Origin of the sequence: Streptomyces graminilatus, assembly GCF_001418565.1 — a bacterium.
Classification (GTDB): domain Bacteria; phylum Actinomycetota; class Actinomycetes; order Streptomycetales; family Streptomycetaceae; genus Streptomyces; species Streptomyces graminilatus.
Window position 1 is genome coordinate 27,227 of the sequence record NZ_LIQQ01000155.1, and the last position, 24,724, is coordinate 51,950.

General features: G+C 70.2%; 19 protein-coding genes. 15 read left to right on the forward strand and 4 right to left on the reverse strand.

The features are described 5' to 3' along the window. The first annotated feature begins 11 nt into the window (after nucleotides 1-11). The 3 genes from ilvN (at nucleotide 12) to serA (ending at nucleotide 3,497) form a co-directional block, all read left to right on the forward strand. Entirely contained in the window at nucleotides 12-539 is a 528-nt protein-coding gene (gene ilvN, locus AOK08_RS15300; protein WP_053739835.1) for an acetolactate synthase small subunit, read from the forward strand. A gap of 118 nt (nucleotides 540-657) precedes the next feature. Continuing rightward, a complete protein-coding gene (ilvC, locus tag AOK08_RS15305) occupies nucleotides 658-1,656 on the forward strand; it encodes a ketol-acid reductoisomerase (protein WP_055526111.1) in 999 nt (332 codons plus the stop codon). Between the two features lie 251 nt (nucleotides 1,657-1,907). After that, entirely contained in the window at nucleotides 1,908-3,497 is a 1,590-nt protein-coding gene (gene serA / locus AOK08_RS15310; protein WP_055526112.1) for a phosphoglycerate dehydrogenase, read from the forward strand. Between the two features lie 171 nt (nucleotides 3,498-3,668). Here serA and AOK08_RS15315 read toward each other — a convergent pair whose 3' ends face one another. Continuing rightward, entirely contained in the window at nucleotides 3,669-5,231 is a 1,563-nt protein-coding gene (locus AOK08_RS15315; protein WP_055526113.1) for an MFS transporter, read from the reverse strand. Between the two features lie 96 nt (nucleotides 5,232-5,327). Here AOK08_RS15315 and AOK08_RS15320 point away from each other — a divergent pair, with 96 nt between their 5' ends. Further along, nucleotides 5,328-5,921 carry a TetR/AcrR family transcriptional regulator gene (locus AOK08_RS15320; RefSeq protein WP_055526114.1) on the forward strand — a complete coding sequence of 198 codons (594 nt, stop codon included), beginning with the start codon at nucleotides 5,328-5,330 and terminating at the stop codon, nucleotides 5,919-5,921. Between the two features lie 4 nt (nucleotides 5,922-5,925). Here AOK08_RS15320 and AOK08_RS15325 read toward each other — a convergent pair whose 3' ends face one another. Beyond that, nucleotides 5,926-7,125: a PucR family transcriptional regulator gene (locus AOK08_RS15325; RefSeq protein WP_107100952.1), complete on the reverse strand. Its 1,200-nt coding sequence runs from the start codon at nucleotides 7,123-7,125 to the stop codon at nucleotides 5,926-5,928. A 166-nt stretch (nucleotides 7,126-7,291) separates the two neighbouring features. Here AOK08_RS15325 and AOK08_RS15330 point away from each other — a divergent pair, with 166 nt between their 5' ends. The 3 genes from AOK08_RS15330 to AOK08_RS15340 all read left to right on the forward strand — a co-directional run bounded on the left by AOK08_RS15330 (nucleotide 7,292) and on the right by AOK08_RS15340 (nucleotide 10,864). Then, entirely contained in the window at nucleotides 7,292-8,218 is a 927-nt protein-coding gene (locus tag AOK08_RS15330; RefSeq protein WP_055526116.1) for a proline dehydrogenase family protein, read from the forward strand. Between the two features lie 89 nt (nucleotides 8,219-8,307). Further along, on the forward strand, nucleotides 8,308-9,948 hold the full coding sequence (gene pruA, locus AOK08_RS15335) for an L-glutamate gamma-semialdehyde dehydrogenase (RefSeq protein WP_055526117.1): 1,641 nt from the start codon (nucleotides 8,308-8,310) through the stop codon (nucleotides 9,946-9,948). A gap of 43 nt (nucleotides 9,949-9,991) precedes the next feature. After that, nucleotides 9,992-10,864: an alpha/beta fold hydrolase gene (locus AOK08_RS15340; protein ID WP_055526118.1), complete on the forward strand. Its 873-nt coding sequence runs from the start codon at nucleotides 9,992-9,994 to the stop codon at nucleotides 10,862-10,864. Between the two features lie 82 nt (nucleotides 10,865-10,946). On the opposite strand, the gene AOK08_RS45750 is transcribed toward AOK08_RS15340, so the two are convergent. After that, complete coding sequence (locus tag AOK08_RS45750; protein ID WP_157876684.1) at nucleotides 10,947-11,117, reverse strand: hypothetical protein; 171 nt, start codon at nucleotides 11,115-11,117, stop codon at nucleotides 10,947-10,949. Between the two features lie 183 nt (nucleotides 11,118-11,300). Here AOK08_RS45750 and AOK08_RS15345 point away from each other — a divergent pair, with 183 nt between their 5' ends. Beyond that, entirely contained in the window at nucleotides 11,301-11,843 is a 543-nt protein-coding gene (locus AOK08_RS15345; protein WP_055526119.1) for a GNAT family N-acetyltransferase, read from the forward strand. A 275-nt stretch (nucleotides 11,844-12,118) separates the two neighbouring features. Beyond that, nucleotides 12,119-12,250 (forward strand): hypothetical protein, encoded by a 132-nt coding sequence (locus AOK08_RS48420; RefSeq protein ID WP_006374903.1) that lies wholly within the window; start codon nucleotides 12,119-12,121, stop codon nucleotides 12,248-12,250. A gap of 55 nt (nucleotides 12,251-12,305) precedes the next feature. On the opposite strand, the gene AOK08_RS15350 is transcribed toward AOK08_RS48420, so the two are convergent. After that, the gene (locus tag AOK08_RS15350; protein WP_055526120.1) at nucleotides 12,306-13,898 is read right to left on the reverse strand and encodes a purple acid phosphatase family protein; all 1,593 of its coding nucleotides are present in this window, start codon (nucleotides 13,896-13,898) and stop codon (nucleotides 12,306-12,308) included. Nucleotides 13,899-14,062: 164 nt separating this feature from the next. On the opposite strand from AOK08_RS15350, the gene AOK08_RS15355 reads away from it, so the two are divergent. The 6 genes from AOK08_RS15355 to AOK08_RS15380 all read left to right on the forward strand — a co-directional run. Next, entirely contained in the window at nucleotides 14,063-15,103 is a 1,041-nt protein-coding gene (locus tag AOK08_RS15355; protein WP_055526121.1) for a 3-isopropylmalate dehydrogenase, read from the forward strand. A 277-nt stretch (nucleotides 15,104-15,380) separates the two neighbouring features. Further along, nucleotides 15,381-16,469: a branched-chain amino acid aminotransferase gene (locus AOK08_RS15360; protein ID WP_055526122.1), complete on the forward strand. Its 1,089-nt coding sequence runs from the start codon at nucleotides 15,381-15,383 to the stop codon at nucleotides 16,467-16,469. A 322-nt stretch (nucleotides 16,470-16,791) separates the two neighbouring features. Beyond that, nucleotides 16,792-18,027: a TolB family protein gene (locus AOK08_RS15365; protein WP_107100953.1), complete on the forward strand. Its 1,236-nt coding sequence runs from the start codon at nucleotides 16,792-16,794 to the stop codon at nucleotides 18,025-18,027. A gap of 385 nt (nucleotides 18,028-18,412) precedes the next feature. Further along, nucleotides 18,413-20,035 carry a citramalate synthase gene (cimA, locus tag AOK08_RS15370; RefSeq protein WP_055526131.1) on the forward strand — a complete coding sequence of 541 codons (1,623 nt, stop codon included), beginning with the start codon at nucleotides 18,413-18,415 and terminating at the stop codon, nucleotides 20,033-20,035. A gap of 202 nt (nucleotides 20,036-20,237) precedes the next feature. Then, nucleotides 20,238-23,288, forward strand: a complete 3,051-nt coding sequence (locus tag AOK08_RS15375; protein WP_055526124.1) for a glycoside hydrolase family 3 protein — start codon at nucleotides 20,238-20,240, stop codon at nucleotides 23,286-23,288. 107 nt (nucleotides 23,289-23,395) lie between these two features. Further along, nucleotides 23,396-24,724 (forward strand): hypothetical protein (locus AOK08_RS15380; protein ID WP_055526125.1); only part of this gene is annotated, 1,329 nt, incomplete at its 3' end.

Below are 24,724 nucleotides of genomic sequence, written 5' to 3' on the forward strand. Positions count from 1 at the left end.
GACCCCCAGACATGTCCAAGCACACCCTCTCCGTCCTCGTCGAGAACAAGCCAGGTGTCCTCGCCCGGATCACGGCCCTGTTCTCCCGGCGCGGCTTCAACATCGACTCGCTCGCCGTCGGTGTCACCGAGCACCCCGAGATCTCCCGCATCACCATCGTGGTCAACGTGATCGAGGCACTGCCCCTCGAACAGGTGACCAAGCAGCTCAACAAGCTGGTCAACGTGCTGAAGATCGTCGAACTGGAATCCGGCTCGGCCGTTCAGCGTGAACTCGTCCTGGTGAAGGTGCGCGCGGACAACGAGACGCGCTCCCAGATCGTCGAGATCGTCCAGCTCTTCCGCGCCAAGACCGTCGACGTCTCCCCGGAGGCCGTCACCATCGAGGCCACCGGCAGCAGCGACAAGCTGTCCGCCATGCTCAAGATGCTGGAGCCGTACGGCATCAAGGAGCTGGTGCAGTCCGGCACCATCGCGATCGGCCGCGGCGCGCGCTCGATCACGGACCGGTCGCTGCGCGCCCTCGACCGCTCCGCGTAACCCCGGAACCGGGCGGTCGGGTGACACCGGCCGCCCGTATACCGAGACCCCCGATCCTCACTTCCGCCCGCCGTCATACGGTGGGACGCACAACCTGCACTCAAGGAGAGAACCCAAAGTGGCCGAGCTGTTCTACGACGCCGACGCCGACCTGTCCATCATCCAGGGCCGCAAGGTCGCGGTCATCGGTTACGGCAGCCAGGGCCACGCCCACGCGCTGTCGCTCCGTGACTCGGGTGTCGACGTCCGTGTCGGTCTGCACGAGGGCTCCAAGTCGAAGGCGAAGGCCGAGGAGCAGGGCCTGCGCGTGGTGAGCCCGTCGGAGGCCGCCGCCGAGGCCGACGTCATCATGATCCTCGTCCCGGACCCGATCCAGGCCCAGGTCTACGAGGAGCACATCAAGGACAACCTCAACGAGGGCGACGCGCTGTTCTTCGGCCACGGCCTGAACATCCGCTTCGACTTCATCAAGCCCCCGGCGGGCATCGACGTCTGCATGGTCGCCCCCAAGGGCCCCGGTCACCTCGTGCGCCGCCAGTACGAGGAGGGCCGCGGCGTTCCGTGTATCGCGGCCGTCGAGCAGGACGCAACCGGCAACGCCTTCGCGCTGGCCCTGTCGTACGCCAAGGGCATCGGCGGCACCCGCGCCGGCGTCATCAAGACAACGTTCACCGAGGAGACCGAGACCGACCTGTTCGGTGAGCAGGCCGTTCTCTGCGGTGGTACGGCCGCGCTGGTCAAGGCCGGTTTCGAGACGCTGACCGAGGCCGGCTACCAGCCCGAGATCGCGTACTTCGAGTGCCTGCACGAGCTGAAGCTGATCGTCGACCTCATGTACGAGGGCGGCCTGGAGAAGATGCGCTGGTCGGTCTCCGAGACCGCCGAGTGGGGCGACTACGTCACCGGTCCCCGCATCATCACGGACGCCACCAAGGCCGAGATGAAGAAGGTCCTCGCCGAGATCCAGGACGGCACCTTCGCGCGTGAGTGGATGGCCGAGTACCACGGCGGTCTGAAGAAGTACAACGAGTACAAGTCCCAGGACGAGAAGAGCCTCCTGGAGACCACGGGCAAGGAGCTCCGCAAGCTCATGTCCTGGGTCGACGACGAGGCGTAAGCCGTGAGCGATGGGGCCGTGGCGGCATGCCGCGGCCCCATTGCCTAACCCTGGGTAAGGCCTTGTCCGCGTTGATCGGCCACGGATGAGTGATCCTTTCGCGTAGGCGCAAATGTGCCCCTTGCGCGCCACTACACTGCCGTACAACATTCGCGTCAGGCCCACAGCGTCGTGCGTCTCCACGCGGTAGCCCCTCCACCGCCTGCGGCCGTCGGGACGGCCGTCCGCATAGGACTGAGTGAGGACCTCACGTGAGCTCGAAACCTGTCGTACTCATCGCTGAAGAGCTGTCGCCCGCGACCGTCGACGCGCTAGGCCCGGACTTCGAGATCCGGCACTGCAACGGAGCGGACCGAGCCGAACTGCTCCCCGCCATCGCCGACGTCGACGCGATCCTGATCCGCTCGGCCACCAAGGTCGACGCGGAGGCGGTCGCCGCCGCCCGCAAGCTGAAGGTCGTCGCACGAGCCGGCGTCGGCCTGGACAACGTGGACGTCTCCGCCGCCACCAAGGCCGGCGTGATGGTCGTCAACGCCCCCACCTCGAACATCGTCACCGCCGCCGAGCTGGCCTGCGGTCTGCTGCTGGCGTCCGCGCGCCACATCCCGCAGGCCAACACCGCGCTCAAGAACGGCGAGTGGAAGCGCAACAAGTACACCGGCGTCGAGCTGGCCGAGAAGACCCTCGGTGTCGTGGGCCTCGGGCGCATCGGCGCGCTCGTCGCGCAGCGCATGTCCGCGTTCGGCATGAAGGTCGTCGCGTACGACCCGTACATCCAGCCCGCGCGAGCCGCGCAGATGGGCGTCAAGGTGCTGTCCCTCGACGAGCTGCTCGAGGTCTCCGACTTCATCACCGTGCACCTGCCGAAGACCCCGGAGACGGTCGGTCTCATCGGTCACGAGGCGCTGCACAAGGTCAAGCCGAGCGTGCGCATCGTCAACGCCGCGCGCGGCGGGATCGTCGACGAGGAGGCGCTGTACTCGGCGCTCAAGGAGGGCCGCGTCGCCGGCGCCGGTCTCGACGTGTACGCGAAGGAGCCCTGCACGGACTCCCCGCTGTTCGAGCTGGACCAGGTCGTCTGCACCCCGCACCTCGGCGCGTCCACGGACGAGGCGCAGGAGAAGGCGGGCATCGCCGTCGCCCGTTCCGTCCGCCTCGCGCTCGCCGGTGAGCTGGTCCCGGACGCGGTGAACGTCCAGGGCGGCGTCATCGCCGAGGACGTCAAGCCGGGTCTGCCGCTCGCCGAGAAGCTCGGCCGGATCTTCACCGCCCTCGCGGGCGAGGTCGCGGTCCGGCTCGACGTCGAGGTGTACGGCGAGATCACCCAGCACGACGTCAAGGTGCTCGAACTCTCCGCGCTGAAGGGCGTGTTCGAGGACGTCGTCGACGAGACCGTGTCGTATGTCAACGCCCCGCTGTTCGCGCAGGAGCGCGGCGTCGAGGTACGGCTGACGACCAGCTCGGAGTCGGCCGACCACCGCAACGTGGTGACCGTGCGCGGCACGCTCTCCAACGGCGAGGAGGTGTCGGTCTCCGGCACGCTCGCCGGTCCCAAGAACCACCAGAAGATCGTCGCGGTCGGCGACTACGACGTCGACCTCGCGCTCGCCGACCACATGGTCGTGTACCGGTACGCGGACCGGCCGGGTGTGGTCGGCACGGTCGGCCGGATCTTCGGTGAGGCCGGGATCAACATCGCCGGGATGCAGGTTTCGCGGTCGGTGGCGGGTGGGGAGGCGCTGGCCGTCCTTACCGTCGATGACACGGTTGCGCCCGGCGTGCTGGCGGAGGTCGCCGAGGAAATTGGGGCGACCTCGGCTCGTTCGGTGAACCTGGTCTGAGGTGAGCGTGTCTCTGGGGGCTCCGCCCCCAGACCCCCGTTCGCCCTGAACGGGCTCGTCCTCAAACTCCCCCAGAGGGGGGACCCCAACGGGCTGAAGATGCGTGCCCGAGCTTGTACGTGAACGCGGGCCGACCGAGAATCCTCGGTCGGCCCGCGTTTTTCGTTGCCCTCAGACGCGGCAGCCCTCCGCTTCCGCCCCCTCTGCCTCCTCAGCGGAGGCGTCCCGCACCGTCACGCCCCGAAGCGCCCGAGCCGCCAGTACCGCCGCCCCCAGCAGCACCACCACCCCCGCGATCGCAGCCGCCTGCATGCCGTGGGTGTACGCCTCCCTGGCCGTCGTGATCAGCGCGTCTCCCGTGCGCGCCGGGAGTTGCCGGGCCACGGCCAGGGCGCCGCCCAGGGTTTCGCGGGCCGTGTCGGGGGCCGAGGCCGGGATGTCGTGGCGGTAGACCGCCGTACCGATCGAGCCCAGTACCGCCATGCCGAGCGCGCCGCCGAACTCCGCGCCCGTCTCCAGCAGGGAGGCGGCGGCGCCGGCCTTGTCGAGGGGGGCGGTGCTCAGGCCCAGGTCCATCATCTGGGACATCACGACGACGATGCCGGCCGCGAGGACACCCGCCCCGGCCAGTACCAGCCAAAGCGAGTCCGTGCCGGCCAGGGCCAGCAGCCCGTATCCGCCCGCCGCCGTGACGAAGCCGCCGGCGACGACCTTGGCGCGCTCAACGCCCCGCTGGACCAGTGCGGCGGCGACGGGAGCCGCGACACCGACCAGGACCGTCGGCAGCAGGCCCCACAGCGCGGCCTCGATGGAGCTTTTGCCGAGCACCGACTGGAGGTACTGCGTGGTGAAGTACGCCGAACCCATCATCGCGAACGCCGAGAGCAGGTTCAGGGTGACGGCCGGGCCGAAGCCCCGTCCCCGGAACAGCGCGGGGGAGATGAGGGGCGAGGCGGCCGTGCGCTGGCGCTGGACGAACAGGTACGCGAAGAACAGGCCGACGGTGACCGAGACGACGTACTCCGTGTGCCAGCCCTCCGACGGGATCTCCTTCAGGCCGTAGATCACGGGGAGGACCGCCGCCATCGACAGGGGGACGCTGAGGAGGTCGAAGCGGCCGGGGTTCGGGTTCTTCGACTCCGGGAGCAGGACCGGGCCCAGGACCAGCAGCAGTGCCATCGCGGGCAGGTTGACCAGGAAGACCGAGCCCCACCAGAAGTACTGGACCAGCAGTCCGCTCATCACCGAGCCGAGGGCGATGCCGCCGGTCATCACGCCGGACCACATGCCGATCGCCTTGGCGCGCTGGCCGGGGTCGCGGAACATCGCGCGGACCAGGGCCATCGTGGACGGCATCAGGGTCGCGCCGCCGATGCCGAGGACCGCACGGGCCGCGATCAGGGTCTCGGCGCTGTTGGCGTAGGCGGCGAGCAGGGAGCCCCCGCCGAAGGCGGCGGCGCCGAGGAGGAGGAGCCGGCGGCGGCCGATGCGGTCGCCGAGGGAGCCCATCGTCATCAGCAGGCCGGCCAGCACGAAGGCGTAGATGTCGAAGATCCAGAGCTGCTGGGTGCCGGTCGGCGCCAGGTCGGCGCTGATCGCGGGGACCGCGAAGTAGAGGACGGACACGTCCATCGAGACCAGCAGCAGGGGCAGCATCAGCACGCCCAGAGCGGTCCATTCGCGGCGGCCGGCGCGGGCGTCGGGGGAAGCGGTCGTGCTTGTCGGGTTCGTCATGGCAGTGAATATACGGACGTCTTAAACGGTTGTCTAGAACGGTCGTGTAATTCGTTTGTCTAGGACGGTCGTATGGATCGCGGGTAGGGTGGTCGCATGGGACATCGCGAGGATCTGCTCGAAGGCGCGAAGCGCTGCCTGCTGGAGAAGGGCTTCGCGCGCACGACCGCGCGCGACATCGTCAAGGAGTCGGGCACCAACCTGGCGTCGATCGGCTACCACTACGGCTCGAAGGACAAGCTCCTCGCGGAGGCGTACGTCTCCCTGGTGGAGGGGCTCTCCGACGACTTCAGCCCCGCCGCGGGGGCCTCCGACGACACCGGACCCGGTTCGCTCGACCGGTTCCAGGAGGTCTGGTCGAACATCATCGCCACCATGCGTCAGCCGGGTTCGCTGTGGCGCCTGAGCATGGAGATCGTGGTCATGGGAGACCAACTGCCCGCCGTCCGCGACCACTTGGCGCAGGCCCAGCGTGAGGCGGGGCGCGGCCTCATCCCGATGTTCCTCGGGGGCAAGGAGGAGGACGTGCCGGAGGACGACGTCGACTCCGTCGGCAAGTTCTACAACGTCCTGATGACCGGGCTCATCTGCCAGTACGTCTTCGACCCGACGACGGCACCGAGCGCGGAGCAGCTCACGGAGGGGCTGCGCCGGGTCATCGGGGCGGCTCGGGCCCAGGAGCCGTCCTAGGGATTCAGGGGTTGCCCCGGAGCCTGGCGCCCTTCAGTGCCATGTGCAGCAGCAGGCGGTCCTCGCCCTCGTCCAGGTCCAGGCCCGTCAGCTGCTCCACCCGGGACAGGCGGTAGTAGAGCGTCTGGCGGTGGATGCCCAGTTCGGCGGCGGTGCGGCCCGCCTGGCCCGCGCGGTCGAGGTAGACCTCGGTGGTGCGGGCCAGTTCCCGGTGGGCGGGGGCGAGCAGGGTGCGTACGGCGGGGTCCTGGGCCGCGTCCGGGGGCAGCGCGGTGAGCAGGCGGTACGGGCCGATCGCGCCCCACTCCGTGACCGGGCCGAGACGCGGTTCCGCCAGGGCCGCGCGGGCCGCCGCCGAGGCCTCCCGCCAGCCGGCGTCCAGACCGGCGAGGCCGGTGCGCGGCGCGCCGACACCGGCCGCGACCGTGCTCTCGGTGCCTCCCGTCTCCTTCAGCACCCGGGAGGCGGCCGTCAGTGCCGGGGCGGGTACGTCCGTCGCGCGCAGCCGGATCAGCAGCGCCAGGCTCTGGGCCGCCGGGCCCCACGGCACCGTGCACACCGCCGTCGCGTGCGGCACCGTACGGGCCGACGGGGCGTCGTCCGGATCCGCCGACGGCCAGGGCGCCACGCACACCACCGCGTGCGGGCCCTCGCCGCGCGCTCCCAGGGCCGTGCGCAGCGCCGCCACCGCCATGTCCCGCTGCCAGCCGCGCTCGGCGGTCAGCACCGTCCGGAACTCCCGGGTCAGGTCGGCGCCCGTCTGCGCGTCGTCCGCGAGCAGCGCGCCGATCCGGTCCGCCACCTCCATGGCCGCCGTGAGCTGCTCCGCCGAGGGCCCCGGATCGTCGTCCAGCAGCCAGACGTAGCCGAGAACGACACCCCGATGGCGTACGGGGAGACAGATCCGGCCCCGGTAGACGCCCGCCTCCGGGGTGGGCGGGATACGCACCGGGCCACTCGCACGTGTGATGCCGAAGCCCTCGAACCATTCGCGCACCGCCGGTGTCGAGCGCCGGGTCAGGATCGAGCGGGCGCGCACCGGGTCGAGCGCCGACGCGTCCAGCTCGCCCTCGCTGTCATAGGCGCCGAAGGCGAGCAGTTCGAAGTCACGGTTCTCCAGTGTCGCCGGGGCGCCGAGAAGCTCCGAGATGTCGTCCACCAGTTCCTGGTAGTCGCCGTGGTGGTCGCCGCTGGCCTGGCTCATGGGGGCATTCTCGCGTATTCCGGCGCCCGCTTCAGACATTTGTATGAGATCTGGGGCACGGATGCGTGACAGGTGTCGATGGCCCACGATCGGAGAGATCCCTAGGTTTCACGGTGGTTCTCCGGTTCTCCGGTTTCCGTCTACCGGCCTTTTGTGGAGGTGCCCCGTGCTGGGTCCCGTGATTCTCGCCGCCTCGCGCAGCGACCGGATGCGCCGACTGATCTCGGCGGCCCCGGTGACCAGGCCGGTCGTCGAGCGTTTCATCCCCGGCGAGACGGTCGACGACGTCGTACCGATCGTCCAGGACCTCACCGGCCATGGACTCCAGGTCACCCTGGACGTCGTCGGCGAGGACATCACCAGCCCCGGCCAGGCCGCCGCCGCCCGGGACGCCTATCTGGAGCTGGTCGAGCGGCTCGGCGAACTGGAACTGGGCACCCGCGCCGAGATGTCCGTCAAGCTGTCGCTGTTCGGGCAGGCGCTGCCGGGCGGCCACGAGCTGGCCCTCGCCAACATCCGGCCCGTCGTCGAGGCCGCCGCCGCGATCGGTACGACGGTCACACTCGACGCCGAGGACCACACCACCCTCGACTCGATGTTCGCCATCCACGAGGAACTTCGGAAGGACTTCCCGCAGACCGGCTGCGTCATCCAGGCCTACCTGTACCGCACCGAGGCCGACGCCCGCCGCCTCGCCGACAGCGGCAGCCGTGTACGGCTGGTCAAGGGCGCGTACAAGGAGCCCGCCGAGGTCGCCTACCAGCAGAAGTCGGAGACGGACAAGGCGTACGTCCGTGTTCTGCGCATCCTGATGGAGGGCGAGGGGTACCCGATGGTCGGGTCCCACGACCCGCGCCTCATCTCCATCGCCCAGGAACTCGCCCGGCGAGCCGGCCGCAAGCCCGACGAGTACGAGTTCCAGATGCTGTACGGGATCAGAAGCGACGAACACCTGCGGCTCGCCGCCGAAGGGCACCGGATGCGCGTCTACACCGCCTACGGGACGGACTGGTACGGCTACTTCATGCGTCGCTTGGCCGAACGCCCCGCCAACCTGCTGTTTTTCGCCCGCTCGATCCTCACCAAGGGCTAGACCCGGCTGGATCAAGGGCTGAGACCAAGGATTCGGCCCCTCCACACACACCCACCCGCTCACTCGCCCCGCAAGGAGATTCGGAAGCCATGGACGCCGTCACCCAGGTCCCCACCCCCGTCAACGAGCCGGTGCACGGTTACGCCCCCGGGTCGCCCGAGCGGGCCCGGCTGGAGGCCAGGCTCAAGGAGCTGGCCGAGAACCCCGTCGACCTGCCGATGACCATCGGCGGCGAGCGGCGCATGGGCGGCGGCGAGCGGTTCGACGTCGTACAGCCGCACAACCGCAAGGCCCGCCTCGGCACCTACGCCAACGCCACCCGGCAGGACGCCCAGGACGCGATCGACGCGGCCCTCGCCGCCGCGCCCGCCTGGCGCGCGATGTCGTTCGACGACCGTGCCGCGATCATCCTGCGCGCCGCCGAACTGCTGGCCGGCCCCTGGCGCGAGACCCTCGCCGCGTCCACCATGCTCGGCCAGTCGAAGACCGCCCAGCAGGCCGAGATCGACTGTCCGTGCGAGCTGGTCGATTTCTGGCGCTTCAACGTCAAGTACGCGCGCGACCTGCTCGCCGAGCAGCCGCCCGCCAACTCCCCGGGCGTCTGGAACCGTCTCGACCACCGCCCCCTCGAAGGGTTCGTCTACGCGATCACCCCCTTCAACTTCACGGCGATCGCGGGCAACCTGCCCACCGCGCCCGCCCTCATGGGGAACGTGGTGGTGTGGAAGCCGTCCCCGACGCAGACCCACGCCGCTGTCCTTCTGATGCGGTTGCTGGAGGAGGCCGGGCTCCCCAAGGGCGTCATCAACCTCGTCACCGGTGACGGCATCGAGGTCTCCGAGGTGGCCCTGGTCCACCGGGATCTGGCCGGCATCCACTTCACCGGGTCGACGAAGACCTTCCAGCACCTGTGGAAGACGGTCGGCGCGAACATCGAGAAGTACCGGTCGTACCCGCGTCTCGTAGGTGAGACCGGCGGCAAGGACTTCGTCGTCGCCCACCCGAGCGCCGACCGGGCGGTCCTCAAGACGGCCCTCACACGCGGAGCCTTCGAGTACCAGGGCCAGAAGTGCAGCGCGACCTCCCGCGCCTACATCCCGGCCTCCATCTGGAACGACGGCTTCCGGGAGGAGTTCGCCGCCGAGGTCGACCAGTTGACGATGGGTGACGTCACCGACCTGTCCAACTTCATTGGCGCGGTCATCGACGATCGTGCCTTCGCCAAGAACAAGGCGGCCATCGACCGCGCGAAGTCCGACCCGACGTGCACGATCGTGGCGGGCGGCTCGTACGACGACTCGGTCGGGTACTTCGTCCGCCCGACGGTCGTGGAGTGCACGGATCCGGCCAACCAGGTCTTCACCACCGAGTACTTCGGCCCGTTCCTCGCCGTGTACGTCTACGACGACAGCTCGGCCGACGCCTACGACGTCATGCTGACGCAGATGGAGTCCGTGTCCGACTACGCGCTGACCGGATCGGTCATCTCCGGTGACCGCGCGGCAGCCGCGCACACGATGGAGAAGCTGCGCTACGCGGCCGGCAACTTCTACATCAACGACAAGTCGACCGGCGCGGTCGTCGGCCAGCAGCCGTTCGGCGGCGGGCGCGCGTCCGGCACCAACGACAAGGCGGGCGCCCCGCAGAACCTGATGCGCTGGACCCTGACCCGCGCCATCAAGGAAACCCTGGTCGCTCCGACCGATTTCGGGTACCCGCACATGGGGTGAAACGCCCTCGCGAGCCAGGTCATGGGCAGGGCAGACTCGGCCCATGACCTGGACGCGGAGTGAGCAGGAGACCGTACGGACCGACGACGGGACAAGGCTCTGGGCCCGCCGGTCGGGCCGGGGCGAGCCATTGGTGCTGTGCCACGGCGGGCCCGGGCTGTGGGACATGTTCGACGACGTCGCCGAGCTCGTCGGAGATCTGGCCTCGGTGGTCCGCTGGGACCAGCGCGGCTGCGGGCGCTCGGACCCGTCCGACGGGCCGTGGACGAGCGAGCGGGCCGTGGCCGATCTTGACGCCGTACGAGGGCACTTCGGCCTGGACCGGATGGTGCTGCTCGGCCACTCCTGGGGCGCGCAACTGGCCCTGAACTATGCGCTGGCCCATCCGGAGCGGGTCAGCGCCCTCCTCTATGTGAGCGGTACGGGAATCGGTCCGGACACCGACTGGCACGACGCCTTCCAGCGCAACTTCCATGCCCGCCTGGCGGAGTCGCCCGAACTCGTCGCCCGCTGGCACGAGTTGGGTGACCGTCAGGCGTCCGGACTGTCCGAGGCGGAGGAGCGGGAGCGTGCCGTGCTGCGGTGGTCGGCCGAATTCACGGAGCGGGAGCGGGCGTTGGACCACGCCCGGCGCATGGCCGAACCTTGGTTCGGCGTCAACTCCGCCTCCAACCAGGCCTTCAACGCTGAGCGGAAGCGGACCTGGGGCACACCCGCCCTGTACGACCGCTGCCGGGCGCTCGACGTTCCCGTGGTCATCGTCGACGGGCCGGCCGACATCCGCCCCCGTACGGCGGTGGACTCCCTGGAACGGGCCCTGCCGAGCGTACGAAGGGTGATCCTGCCCGAAGCCGGGCATCTCCCGTGGGTCGAGGACCCGACGGGCTTCCGGCAGGCTGTCGCATCGGTGCTGTGATCAGCCCGCGCGGGTCGTGCGGCCCGGCCGGCGCCGATCCGTTTCGCGGCTGCCTGGCCGCGTGCGTTTCAGCGGATTCTCTTCAGTGGGTCGACGCGTGGACGCCGGGCAGGTCGTCGAAGGCCGCGTTGTCGTCCGTGGTGAGCAGGATCCGGGCGGTGGCGGCGGTGGCGGCGATGATCAGGTCGCGGGCACCGCGCGGCTTGCCTTCTTTGCGTACATGGGCAAGGAGACGCGCGTGGACCCGGGCCACGTCCGCCGTGAGTCCTCGACCGGGATCAGCGCGCGGATGCCGTCGACGAACTCCTGCCGCCTGGCCCGGCGGGCTTCGTCGGCGAGTTCCACGAGTATCCGATTTTGGCTGCCCGCCGGCTTCTGCGGGTATCACGAGGCCTGAATTGGCCCCTCTCTCGGCACCGGTCGGAATACTGGCCCCATGTCCGCTGTCCTGCGCACAGCCCACACATCCGACCTCACCCCCGCCGAACTCGCCGCCGCCCGCGGCCTCATGGACGCCGCCTTCGGTGGTGACTTCGCCGACGAGGACTGGGAGCACGCGCTCGGTGGTATCCATGCCCTCGTCCACGACGGCACCGGTCTTCTCGCCCATGGCGCGGTCGTCATGCGTCGCGCGCTGCACCGTGGTCGGTGGCTGCGCGTCGGGTACGTCGAAGCGGTCGCCGTCCGTGCCGACGTCCGGCGGCGCGGGTTCGGCGGGCAGGTGATGGGCGCGCTGGAGCGGTGTGTCGACGGTGGCTACGACTTCGGCGCGCTGTCCGCGAGTGACGAGGGCTCCGCCCTCTACACGGCCCGGGGCTGGCAGCTATGGCCGGGCCGGATCAGCGCACTCGGTCCGCGGGGCGTGGTCCACCTGCCGGAAGAGGAGGGTGGCACCTTCGTACGCCCGGCTGTTCCCGGTGCGCTCGATCCGGCGGCGGACGGGCTGGTATTCGACTGGCGTGATGGTGACGTGCTGTAAGGCGTGCGGTAAAAGGGCAGGTCAGCGTGGTGTGACCCAATCCACCGTCTCAGATAGTAGGAAGTCCGAGTAATTGTGGAGACAGATGCGCTGTCCTCGCCTAGCTTTGTAGAAGCCGAACGTCTCGCTGGACCAAGCGAATGACGGTCGTGAGCCGGTGCCTCGTGCAGGCAACCCCTGCGGCACCGACGCTCCCCGTCCCACCCGGCACCTCGAAACCCCCCTCTCCGCGCTCCCTTCCGGGTTCCCGGATTCTTCGAAGGAGTCGATTTCCCATGGCCGAGACGACCGTCCGCCGCCGAGTCCGCCACGTCTCCCCGACGAGCGAGTCCGACCGCAAGAACGCCGCCGCCGCCCTCCAGCGCGCCCTCGACCGCCGGGACAACGGCGGCCAGACAGGTCACTGAGGCGCTGAGGCACTGAGCCGCTGAGCTCCTGGCGCACTGGGTGCGCCGTGGCTCGTCAGCCTCGCCGTACCTCGAAGTGGTCGATCCGCTGCCCGCTCTGCGCCAGCGCGGACACCTTCAGCAGGGGAGCCGTGCCCGGTACGCCGGCCGTCGCCTCCACCGAGAGGAACGAGTAGCCGGTGTAGCGCACCCGCGACCACTCCACGGTGTCCTCGTGCCGGTCCTGGGACTTCGTCCAGTGGTAGGTCTCCACCGACTCCCGGTCGGTGACCTTCCCCTCGTAGCTGTCCTTCACCCCGTACGGGAAGCTGTACAGGCTCTGGCCCGCGCCGCCCGCCGTGACGTACACCGTGCCGTCCCGCGTCGGGTCGGTCGACGCGCCGACCGGTATTCGCCGGCCCACCCGGCCACCCTTGAGGGCGTCCGTCCGCTCGTACACATGGTTGTGGCCGTTGATCACCAGATCCACCTGGTGCTTGTCGAAGAGCGGCAGCCAGGCGTCCCGGACGCCGCCGTCGGAGGCGTGGGCGGACGTCGTCGAGTACGCGCAGTGGTGGAAGAAGACCACGACGAAATCGACCGCGTCCGATGCGCGCAGCTCCGCCAGCCGCCGGTCCAGCCACGCCGTCTGGCGGCCGTCCGAGTGGCCCAGGTTCGCCGGGATCTCGTACGACACGTCGTTCGCGTCCAGCGCCACGACCCCGACATTGCCGTACACGAAGGAGTAGGCGCCCGGTGTGTTCCGGGCGTCGAAGCCGTTGTCCGGGAGCGACCAGCGGGCCGACTGGCCGCCGTAGCCGTTCGGCGAGTACCACGCCTCCATGTCGTGGTTGCCGGTCGTCACCATCCACGGCACCGACCGCGCGACCGTCTCCGTCTGCTTCAGGAACAGGTCCCACGCGGTCGGGTCGTAGCCGTCCGACTTCTCGCCGTGCCCGGTGCCGTCCGCGTAGCAGATGTCACCCGCGTGGAGATGGAACGCGGGGTTCTGGCGCAGGAGCACCTTGTCGTTGGCCAGCGCGTCTTGTGTCACGCCCTGGTCGCCGAAAGCCGTGAACACGAAGCTCGCGGGGGCCGTCGCGGGGGCCGTACGGAAGGTGGCGAGGGTTGCCCTGTGCGCGCTCGACGCCGGGTCGAAGCCCTCGTGGCCCACGCCGTAGTAGTACGTCGTCCCGGGGCGCAGCCCGTCGAGCGCCGCGTGCACGTAGTACTGGTCCAGATCGAGGCGTACGCCCGTCACGCCCGGCGTGTGCAGCGGGCGGAGTTCGGCCTCGATGCGGCGGCTCAGGTCACCGGGCGTCGGCCCGACACGGATGTACGGCTTCCGTACCGCGAACGGGACCTGCCAGGAGATCCGCATCTGCGTCTTCGGGTCGGCGCCGAAGGCGAGATGGCGGCCGAAGGGCTTGACGGCGGAGCCGGGGACCTTGCTGGTCGCGGGGTTCGCCGCAGCCGTACCCGGGCCCGACGAGCAGCCGGAGAGCAGGCCGCCGCCGGCCAGCGCGCCCGCCGTCACCAGCGCGCGGCGCCGGGTGAGCCGCGCCCGCAGATACTCGTACTGCTCCGCCATACTCATCCGGCGGGCCAGCAGCGGCGGGATGCCGACGTCGGGTGTATCGGGTGCGTCCGTGTCCGGGGGGCTGTCCATGGGAGGGAATTTCCCAGCAATCCCCAACGTCCGCCACACATACAGGTGAACGCCGGCCGAAGAGCGCCCGCCGCTGTCCCTTTCGTCCACCCGTTCGCACCCATTCGCTGTCCGTATCGCGGACACGGCGTGTCATCCCATGGGACCCGGAGTACGGTGCCGTCATGTCTCGCAGCATCAATCTCGCAGTGATTCCCGGTGACGGCATCGGCCAGGAGGTCGTGGCCCAGGGGCTGAAGGTGCTCTCCGCCGTCCTTCCGCAGGATGTGAAGCTGGAGACCAAGGAGTTCGACTTCGGCGCCCGGCGCTACCACGCCACCGGTGAGACCCTCACCGAGGCCGACCTCGACGCGCTCAAGAAGCACGACGCCATCCTCCTCGGCGCGATCGGCGACCCGAGCGTGCCCTCCGGCGTCCTGGAGCGCGGCTTCCTGCTGAAGCTCCGCTTCGCCTTCGACCACCACGTCAACCTGCGTCCGTCGCGGCTGCTCCCCGGGGTCGCCACCCCGCTGGCCGGGCAGCCCGCGATCGACTTCGTGGTCGTCCGCGAGGGCACCGAGGGCCCGTACACCGGCAACGGCGGCACCATCCGCCAGGGCACCCCGCACGCGGTCGCCACCGAGGTTTCGCTCAACACCGCCTTCGGTATCGAGCGTGTCGTCCGCGACGCCTACGCCCGCGCCCAGGCCCGCCCCCGCAAGAAGCTGGCGCTCGTCCACAAGAACAACGTGCTCGTGCACGCCGGTCACCTGTGGACGGACATCTTCAACAAGGTGGGCGAGGAGTTCCCCGAGGTCACCACCGAGTACATGCACGTGGACGCGGCGACGATCTACCTCGTCACGCAGCCCGAGCGCTTCGACGTGATCGTCACCGACAACCTCTTCGGCGACATCATCACCGACCTCGCCGCGGCCGTCTCCGGCGGCATCGGCGTCGCCGCGAGCGGGAACATCAACCCGTCCGGCGACTACCCCTCGATGTTCGAGCCCGTCCACGGCTCGGCCCCGGACATCGCCGGTCAGGGCAAGGCCGACCCCAGCGCCACCGTCCTGTCCGTCGCCCTCCTGCTGCGCCACCTCGGCTACGAGTCCGAGGCCGCCCGCATCGAGGAAGCCGTCACCGCGGACCTCGCGGAGCGCGGCACCACTGCCCGTACGACGGACGAGATCGGCGACGCCCTCGCCGTACGAGTAGCCGGCTGACCCGCGGCGCTCACTGGAAGCATCTCCAAGCCGCCGGGTCGCATCCGCACCCGGCGGCTTCTCTATGTCCCCGCCGGGTGTCACCATCATCCCCTGGGTCGCATTCACGCCCTTTTCGTCCACGGCCACCGTCGCGCGATAATCGAACGCGGAGCCGCGGACTGAGGGAATGCTCGGACGTCCTAACACTGACCACGATGACTGCCAGTCATACGGTCATGGTTGCGGGCGTGGGGCGCGGCCCGTCACACACAAGACCGGTGAAGGACACCCACTCATGACGACGCCCACGATCGAGCTCAAGCCCTCGGCCTCGCCACTCTCCGGCGCGGAGCGCGAGGCGATCCTGGCCAGCCCCGGCTTCGGCCGCCACTTCACCGACCACATGGTGACGATCAAGTGGACCGAGGGCCGCGGCTGGCACGACGGACAGCTCGTTCCGTACGGCCCGCTCTCCATCGACCCGGCGAACATGACCCTGCACTACGCGCAGGAGATCTTCGAGGGACTCAAGGCCTACCGGCGGCCCGACGGCTCCGTCGCCACCTTCCGGCCGGAGCGCAACGCCCTGCGCTTCCAGCACTCGGCGCGCCGCCTCGCGATGCCCGAGCTGCCCGTCGACACGTTCATCGAGGCCATAGACGCGCTGGTGCGCCAGGACCGGGACTGGGTGCCCGCCCACGGTGGCGAGGAGTCCCTCTACCTGCGCCCCTTCATGATCGCCACGGAGGTCGGCCTCGGCGTCAAACCGGCCAACGAGTACCTGTTCCTGGTGATCGCGTCCCCGGCCGGCGCCTACTTCCCCGGTGGCGTCAAGCCCGTCTCCATCTGGCTCTCCGAGGACCGCGTCCGCGCCGTCCCCGGCGGCATGGGCGACGCCAAGACCGGCGGCAACTACGCGGCCTCCCTGCTCGCCCAGGCCGAGGCCGCCGAGCACGGCTGCGCGCAGGTCTGCTACCTCGACGCCGTCGAGCACAAGTGGATCGAGGAACTCGGCGGTATGAACCTGTACTTCGTGTACGGGGACCGCATCGTCACCCCCTCCCTCACCGGCTCCATCCTGGAGGGCGTCACCCGTGACTCGCTCCTCACCGTCGCCCGTGACCTCGGCTACACCGCCGAGGAGGGGCGTATCTCCCTCGACCAGTGGCAGCGGGATGCCGAGAACGGCAGCCTGACCGAGGTGTTCGCCTGCGGGACCGCGGCCGTCATCACGCCCGTCGGGACGGTCAAGCGGACCGGGGTCGAATGGCAGCAGGCGGGTGGCGAGCCCGGGGAGGTCACGCTGCGGCTGCGGGAGGCGCTGCTCGACATTCAGCGGGGGACGGCTGAGGACGTGCACGGCTGGATGCATCTTCTCGGCTGAGGGCTTGGCGGTTGTTCGGCTGCGGGTCCGGTGGGGGCTGGGCGCGCGGTTCCTCGCGCCCCTTTGGGGTCCGCCCCGTGGTTGTTCGGCTGCGGGTCGGTGGGGGCTTGTCGCGCGGTTCCTCGCGCCCCTTTGGTGGGGCCGGGGGCCGGGGAGCTGCGTGGTTCCCGGAATTGGTGAGGTGTACACGGACGCGTGAACTGGGCGCCAGGTTCTGCGCGTTGTGGGCGGTCGAGCCGTACCGTGGAGGGCGTTTGCAGTGTGTGCAGCGCCCTGCGGGGGCAGGGGGACGGGGGAACGCATGTTTGGGATTACGCGTGCCGTGAGTGTTGCGGCGGTCGTGGCGGGGGTGGTCGCGCTGTCGGGGATCCCGGCGGCCTCGGTGGCGCCGAGGGCGACCGAGCGGGTCACCGTGTCGGGCGCCGGGGAGCAGGGCGACAGCTACTCGGCCGGGCCCTTCCTCAGTGACAACGGCCGCTATGCCGCCTTCCAGTCCAACGCCAAGAACCTGGTGGCGGGGGACACGAACGGTGTGGAGGACGCCTTCGTCCGGGATCTGCGTACGGGCCGGGTGACCCGGGTCAGCCTGGCGACGGACGGGACTCAGGCCGACGCGGGCACCGGCGTGGTGGACATCAGTGCCGACGGCCGCTTCGTGGTGCTCGTCTCGACGGCGACCAACCTCGCCAAGTGGCCCGGGCCGCAGCCCTACTGGGCCCAGGACGTGTACGTCCACGACCGCCGCACCGGCCGTACGGACCTGATCAGCAGGACCCCGACGGGCGCGTCCTCCTACGCCCATGGAGCCGCCGCGATCTCGGACGACGGCCGTTATGTCGCCTTCAACGCCCGGCCCAGCCAGATGGAGAGCCCCGACAAGCCCATCTTCCCGGCGGTGTACGTCACCGACCGCCGCACCGGGAAGACCGAGCGGATCACCAACCGCGACTACCCGACCCTCGCCGCCTATCACCTCGACCTGAGCGCGGACGGCCGCTATGTGGCGTACACACAGATCGAGCCGCGCGGCGGCGGTGGCCGCCTGTGGGTGCACGACCGCCGTACCCACACCGAGGAACTGGTCAACGTGAAGCCGGACGGCACCCCGTCCGCGGTCTACGCCCTCGACCCGTCGCTCTCGGCGGACGGCCGGACCATCTCCTTCGAGTACCGGGGAGACGACCTGGTGGCAGGCGGCGCCGTCAACACCGGCACCTACGTGCGCGACCTGCGGACCGGCAGGACCCGGGGCGTCGTCCACGACGGACCGGGCGGCGCGTCGGTCTTCGGCCCCCAGCTCAGCCGCGACGGCCGGTACGTCGGCTATGTGTTCGCCGCCCCGCAGGGCCAGGGCAACGCGTACGTACGGGATCTGCGCACCGGGAAGTCCCGGCTCGCCAGTCCCGCGGTCAGCGGCGGCCCGGTCACGGACGAGGCCGTCTACATCACCTCGTTCGGCGGCGGGGACCGACTCCTCGGCATCGGCAGCTCGTCCGCCCAGTTGGTGAGGGGCGACACGAACGGCGAGACCGACGGCTTCGTGCGCCGCCTGCGCTGAGCCACTGCCGGTACCCGGCCGGTTCGCGTGATCCGTAACGTTCGTGCGTTCCATACGGTCCATACGGTCCGTGCGTTCCGTACGGTTCGTATCGTGAGACGCCGTGAAGCGCGGGGGCGGTGCTGTGCAAGACTGCTCCCGTGCTCTCGTTCGCCACGATTATTGGCAGCAGGCGCGCCGGTCCGCAGTGACCGCCTCGTACCCACCCGGTACGGGCGGCCATCGTCGTCTTCGACCCGCGCGCAGACCTCTCGCACCCGCGAGGGGTTTTTCGCTTTTCTGGCCCACCTTCAGCCGGAGAAGGAGCGCGAGGGATCATAGGGGGACGGTGGAACCGGTCATTCCGGTACAGACCGAGATCGACATCCTCAGGAGCCTTGAGATCATGACGGAATCCAGCGAAACCAGCGAACCCAGAGTGCTCGACGACTCGTTCCATGTCTTCGACACCACCCTGCGCGACGGCGCCCAGCGCGAGGGCATCAACCTCACCGTCGCCGACAAGCTGGCCATCGCACGGCACCTGGACGACTTCGGCGTCGGTTTCATCGAGGGCGGCTGGCCGGGCGCCAACCCGCGCGACACCGAGTTCTTCGCCCGCGCCCAGCAGGAGATCGACTTCAGGCACGCCCAGCTCGTGGCCTTCGGCGCGACCCGCCGGGCCGGCGGCAAGGCGAGCGAGGACCCGCAGGTCAAGGCCCTGGTGGACTCCGGAGCACCCGTCGTCACGCTGGTCGCGAAGTCCCACGACCGGCACGTCGAGCTGGCGCTGCGCACGACCCTCGACGAGAACCTGGAGATGGTCCGCGACACCGTCGCCCACCTGCGCTCCCAGGGCCGCCGTGTCTTCGTCGACTGCGAGCACTTCTTCGACGGCTACCGCGCGAACCCCGAGTACGCGAAGGCCGTCGTCCGCGCCGCGTCCGAGGCCGGCGCCGATGTCGTCATCCTCTGCGACACCAACGGCGGCATGCTCCCGGCCCAGGTCCAGGCGGTCGTCGCCACGGTCCTCGCGGACACCGGAGCCCGCCTCGGCATCCACGCCCAGGACGACACGGGCTGCGCGGTGGCCAACACCCTCGCCGCCGTCGACGCGGGCGCGACCCACGTCCAGTGCACGGCGAACGGCTACGGCGAACGCGTCGGCAACGCCAACCTGTTCCCCGTCGTGGCGGCCCTTGAGCTGAAGTACGGCAAGCAGGTTCTGCCCGAGGGCGCGCTGCGCGAGATGACCCGTATCTCCCACGCCATCGCCGAGGTCGTCAACCTGACGCCGTCCACGCATCAGCCGTACGTGGGAGTCTCCGCCTTCGCCCACAAGGCCGGCCTGCACGCCTCCGCGATCAAGGTCGACCCCGACCTCTACCAGCACATCGACCCCGAGCAGGTCGGCAACACCATGCGGATGCTGGTCTCCGACATGGCGGGCCGCGCCTCCATCGAGCTCAAGGGCAAGGAACTCGGCGTCGACCTCGGCGACGACCGTGAGCTGGTCGGCCGGGTCGTCGAGCGGGTCAAGGAGCGCGAGCTTCAGGGCTACACGTTCGAGGCGGCCGACGCCTCCTTCGAGCTGCTGCTGCGCGCGGAGGCCGAGGGCAGGGCGCGTACGTACTTCGAGGTCGAGTCCTGGCGCGCGATCGTCGAGAACCGCCCCGACGGCAGCCACGCCAACGAGGCCACGGTCAAGATCTTCGCCAAGGGCGAGCGCATCGTCGCGACGGCGGAGGGCAACGGCCCGGTCAACGCCCTCGACCGCGCCCTGAAGGTGGCCCTGGAGAAGATCTACCCGCCGCTCGCCAAGCTGGAGCTGGTCGACTACAAGGTCCGCATCCTGGAGGGCAAGCACGGCACGCAGTCCACGACCCGCGTCCTCATCTCCACATCGGACGGCAAGGGCGAGTGGTCGACGGTGGGCGTCGCCGACAACGTGATCGCCGCGTCCTGGGAGGCGCTGGCGGACGCCTACACCTACGGCCTGCTGCGGGCGGGCGTGGAGCCCGCCGAGTAGAAGACCGTGGAGGACTGTAGAGGACCGGTTTCGGCCTCAGTGGCGTGCGGCGGTTTCGCACCTTGACGGCTCAAAGGGGCACTTGTTGACTCGCGGCGTGTGCCAAGCCGCGAGTACACACGAGGTGTTCAAGTGGACTCACGGACTTGAGGACCTCAAGGACCTCAAGGACTGCATTCGCCCCAGAGCCGAGGGAAGGTCCATGCGACGAACCGCCCTGCTCGTCTGTGCCACTTTGCTGACCGGGCTGCTGCCCCTGGCCGCCGCGAGCACGGCGGCCGGTGCGGCGGCCAGGGCGGACGACCCCGCCCCCGCACCGGCGCCCGTCCCCGTCGACCGCTTCGAGGGCGAGGTCCCCTTCGCCTCCCCGCCCGCCGACGGAATCTTCACCTGGGGCGGCGACGCCGACGACCCGCCCCGGCTCGCCCTCACCGAACGGGCGGACGCCCCCGAGGGCGCCGAGGTCCTCACCGGCACGTACGACATCAACAACTACGGCGGCTTCAGCCACGACTTCGCCTTCGCCGAACCCGCCCACGACTGGTCGGCGAGCAGGGGCGTCCGCTTCTGGTGGGAGGGCCGGAACAACGGCAGGAAGGTCAACTTCGAGCTGAAGGACGGCGGCGCCAACGGCGAGGCCTCCGAACTCTGGACGACCTCCTTCACGGACGACTTCACCGGCTGGAAGCGGATCGAGCTGCCCTTCACCGACTTCGCGTACCGCACGGACTACCAGCCGGTCGGCGGCATCGACCAGATCCTCGGCCTCACCGCGATGTGGGGGTACGCCCTCACGCTCCCCACCGGGATCAGCGGCCGGTTCGCCATGGACGGCGTCGAGCTGTACGGCAAGGCCGATCAGTCGCTGCGCGCGTCGGTCACCACCGACTCCGCCGTGTACCCGGTGAAGGAGGGCGGCACGGCGAAGGTCGCCGTCACGGTCGGTACGACGGGATCCGCGCCGCTCACCGACCCGGTGACGGTCACATACGAGACGACGACGGACGGCACGGCCTCGGACGCCACCGACTACACACCGGTCCGCGGCGAGTTGACCTTCCCGGCGGGCACCGCCTCCGGCACCTCCCGCACGATCCAGGTCCCCACCCGCAAGGACAGGGCGGCGGAGCCGGCCGAGACGATCCCCCTCAGGCTCACGGTCACCGGCGCCAAGGCGCCGCCCGAGACCCCGCAGATCGTCATCGACGCCCACGGACTCCCGTATCTGAACGGCAAGTTGCCGGTGAAGCAGCGCGTCGCCGACCTCCTCTCCCGTATGTCCCTGGCGGAGAAGGCCGGCCAGATGACCCAGGCCGAGCGCGGCGCGGTCGTGGCGACCCCGGGTGACATCGCCTCCTACGGCCTCGGCTCACTGCTCTCCGGCGGTGGTTCGACGCCCAACCCCAACACCCCGGCGGCCTGGGCGAGGATGATCGACGGCTTCCAACTCCGGGCGCGGGCAACGCGGTTCCAGATCCCCCTGATCTACGGGGTGGACGCGGTGCACGGTCACAACAACCTCGTCGGCGCCACGATCCTGCCGCACAACATCGGCATCGGGGCGAGCCGCGACCCCCAACTCGCTTACCAGGCAGGGAAGGTGACGGCGGCCGAGGTCCGGGCGACCGGCGTTCCCTGGGACTTCGCACCCTGTCTCTGCGTGGCCCGTGACGAACGCTGGGGGCGGACGTACGAGTCGTTCGGCGAGGACCCGGCTCTGGTGGAGTCGATGGAGACGGTGATCCAGGGCCTCCAAGGGCGCGCGGACGGCACGGAGTTGAAGAGGAACGACAAGGTCCTGGCGACCGCCAAGCACTTCGTGGGCGACGGCGGCACGGCATACGGCTCCTCGACCACCGGCTCGTACACCATCGACCAGGGCGTCACCGAGGTCACCCGCGATCAGCTTGAGGCGGTCCACCTGGCGCCGTACCAGGACGCCGTCGACCGGGGAGTCGGCTCGGTCATGCCGTCCTACTCCTCCCTCGACATCGCGGGGGACGGCCAGGGCCCGGTGAAGATGCACGCCCGCGCCGACATGATCAACGGTGTGCTGAAGGGCCGGATGGGCTTCGACGGCTTCGTCGTCAGCGACTGGCAGGCCATCGACCAGATCCCCGGCGACTACGCCTCGGACGTCCGTACGTCTGTCAACGCGGGCCTCGACATGATCATGGTCCCGTACGCCTACAAGGACTTCCGGGCCACCCTGGTCACCGAGGCGACAGCCGGCCGGATCACCAGCAGCCGGATCGATGACGCGGTCTCCCGCATCCTCACCCAGAAGTTCGAACTGGGCCTCTTCGAGAAGCCGTACGCCGACACGAGCGGCGCGGCGGCCATCGGCTCGGCCGAACACCGAGCGGTGGCACGGCAGTTGGCGGCGAAGTCACAGGTGCTGCTGAAGAACGCGAACGGCGTGCTGCCCCTCACCAAGTCCCAGAAGGTGTACGTCGCCGGGTCCAACGCCGATGACCTCGGCAACCAGACCGGCGGCTGGACCGTCACCTGGCAGGGTTCCTCCGGGAAGATCACCGACGGCACGACGATCCTGGAGGGCATGCGCGGGGCGGGCGGTGACATCACCTACTCCAAGGACGCCTCCGCCCCGACCGCCGGATACGACGCCGGGGTGGTGGTGGTCGGCGAGACGCCCTACGCCGAGGGCATGGGCGACGTCGGCAACGGCAACGACCTGGAGCTGACCGACGCCGACAAGGCAGCGGTCGACAAGGTGTGCGCGGCGATGAAGTGCGCGGTGCTGGTGGTCGCCGGGCGCCCCCAGCTCATCGGCGACCGGCTCGGTCGCATCGACGCCCTGGTCGCCTCCTGGCTGCCGGGCACCGAGGGCGACGGCGTCGCCGACGTGCTCTACGGCAGGCGGGCGTTCACCGGCCAACTGCCGCTCACCTGGCCGAAGTCGATGGCCCAGCTCCCGATCAACGTGGGCGACGCGACATACGATCCGCAGTTCCCGTACGGCTGGGGTCTGACGACGAGGACCAGGATCCCGGAGGGCGGCGAGAAGACCCTGAAGGCGCTGGGGGCCTCGGCAGCCGCGGCGGAGAAGGCCCATGACTCGAAGGCCGGACGCGCCCTGGTGACCAAGGCGCGGCTGATCGCGCAGGAGAGGATCGGCGGGCGGATCGCACCGGCCGCCGCCAAGCCCTTCGCCGACGCCGACCATCTGCTGCTGACCGGCAGGTACGGCGCGGCCGTGGCGAAGCTGAGGGCCGCGTACAGGGCGGCCTGAGCGTGCGGGAACGGTCCTGGGGAGGAGGGCGAGGAGGGCGAGGGGGGATCCTCACCAGGACCAGGACCGATCTCCGTTTTCCCGGTTCCTCGGGTAGCTTCGAACATATGAAGGCCGTACCGGTCCCGACTCTCGTACGCCTGCTGCTGGTGCCCCTCGTCGCGACACTCGCGGTACTCGCGCTGCTGACGGCCGCCGCGCCCGGCGCGCACGCGGCCACCGACATCTCGAAGATCGCCGAGGCGCTGCGCGCGGGCCCGGTGTACGTGGACCCGGCCGCCTCCGGCCTGCTGTCCCCGTCCGATGCCCGAGCGCTCGCCGCGAAGATCAAGCACGCGGACAAGCCCGTCCTCGTGGCCGTCCTCCCGGCCGGCTACCCGACGGCGAACCTCTTCACGAACCTCCGTACGGAGACAGGGATCACGGGTGTGTACGCCGTCCGCCTCGGCGACAGATTCGACGCGCGGGCGGACAGCAGCGTGCTCGGCCGGCCGGCGGTCCACAACCTGGTGACGGCGGCACGGACCGAGAGGGACACGAAGACCCAGCTCAACGACTTCGTCGACGCGGCGCTGCGCGGCACCGTCGGCGGTTCGGCGCCGGCCACCTGGAGCGGCTCGGGCGGCGGCGACACGGGTGGCGGGGTGAACACGGGGGCGCTGATCGCCTTCGGTGTGGTGCTGGTGGCGGGCGGGGCGGGCGCGTACGCGCTGGTCCGGCGCAATCGCGCACGCCACGAGGAGGAGCGGCGGGAGGCGCTGGCGAAGCTGACGGTCGTCGTCGACGAGGACATCACCGCGTTCGGCGAGGAACTCGACCGGCTCGACTTCCACCCCGCCGAGGCGGGCGCCGACGCCTCGATGCGCGCGGACTTCGAGCGGGCGCTGGACGCGTACGACAAGGCGAAGTCGCTGATGGCGGCCACCCGGCGGCCGGAGGAGGTGCGCGGGGTGACGCAGGCGCTGGAGGACGGCCGGTTCTCGCTCGCGCAGCTCGCCGCGCGCCGTGAGGGGCGCCCGCTGCCCGAACGGCGTGGCCCGTGCTTCTTCGACCCTCGGCACGGTCCGTCGGTCGCCGACGCGACCTGGACGCCGGCGGGCGGATCACCCCGCGAGGTCCCGGTCTGCGCCGCCGACCGGGCCCGCCTGGCCGACGGCCACGACCCGGCGGTCCGCGAGGTGGAGACCGCCTCGGGGCCCCGCCCCTACTGGGACGCGGGCCCGGCGTACGGCCCCTGGGCGGGCGGCTATTTCGGCGGTGGCATCCTCCCCGGCCTCCTCGTCGGCACGCTGCTCGGGAGCATGATGGCCACCCCGTCCTACGCGGCCGACTACGGCACCGGATACGGCGACTTCGGCGCCCCCGGCGGCTTCGACGGCGGCGACATGTCCGGCGCGGACTTCGATCCCGGGGACTTCGGCGGAGGGGATTTCGGG

What these genes read in the sequence shown, in the direction of transcription:
- ilvN (WP_053739835.1), top strand. Translation starts at nt 12, where the DNA reads ATGTCCAAGCACACCCTCTCCGTCCTCGTCGAGAACAAGCCAGGTGTC.
- AOK08_RS15315 (WP_055526113.1), bottom strand. Translation starts at nt 5,231, where the DNA reads ATGACGAACCCGACAAGCACGACCGCTTCCCCCGACGCCCGCGCCGGC.
- AOK08_RS15320 (WP_055526114.1), top strand. Translation starts at nt 5,328, where the DNA reads ATGGGACATCGCGAGGATCTGCTCGAAGGCGCGAAGCGCTGCCTGCTG.
- AOK08_RS15325 (WP_107100952.1), bottom strand. Translation starts at nt 7,125, where the DNA reads ATGAGCCAGGCCAGCGGCGACCACCACGGCGACTACCAGGAACTGGTG.
- pruA (WP_055526117.1), top strand. Translation starts at nt 8,308, where the DNA reads ATGGACGCCGTCACCCAGGTCCCCACCCCCGTCAACGAGCCGGTGCAC.
- AOK08_RS15340 (WP_055526118.1), top strand. Translation starts at nt 9,992, where the DNA reads ATGACCTGGACGCGGAGTGAGCAGGAGACCGTACGGACCGACGACGGG.
- AOK08_RS15345 (WP_055526119.1), top strand. Translation starts at nt 11,301, where the DNA reads ATGTCCGCTGTCCTGCGCACAGCCCACACATCCGACCTCACCCCCGCC.
- AOK08_RS48420 (WP_006374903.1), top strand. Translation starts at nt 12,119, where the DNA reads ATGGCCGAGACGACCGTCCGCCGCCGAGTCCGCCACGTCTCCCCGACG.
- AOK08_RS15350 (WP_055526120.1), bottom strand. Translation starts at nt 13,898, where the DNA reads ATGGACAGCCCCCCGGACACGGACGCACCCGATACACCCGACGTCGGC.
- AOK08_RS15355 (WP_055526121.1), top strand. Translation starts at nt 14,063, where the DNA reads ATGTCTCGCAGCATCAATCTCGCAGTGATTCCCGGTGACGGCATCGGC.
- AOK08_RS15360 (WP_055526122.1), top strand. Translation starts at nt 15,381, where the DNA reads ATGACGACGCCCACGATCGAGCTCAAGCCCTCGGCCTCGCCACTCTCC.
- cimA (WP_055526131.1), top strand. Translation starts at nt 18,413, where the DNA reads ATGACGGAATCCAGCGAAACCAGCGAACCCAGAGTGCTCGACGACTCG.
- AOK08_RS15375 (WP_055526124.1), top strand. Translation starts at nt 20,238, where the DNA reads ATGCGACGAACCGCCCTGCTCGTCTGTGCCACTTTGCTGACCGGGCTG.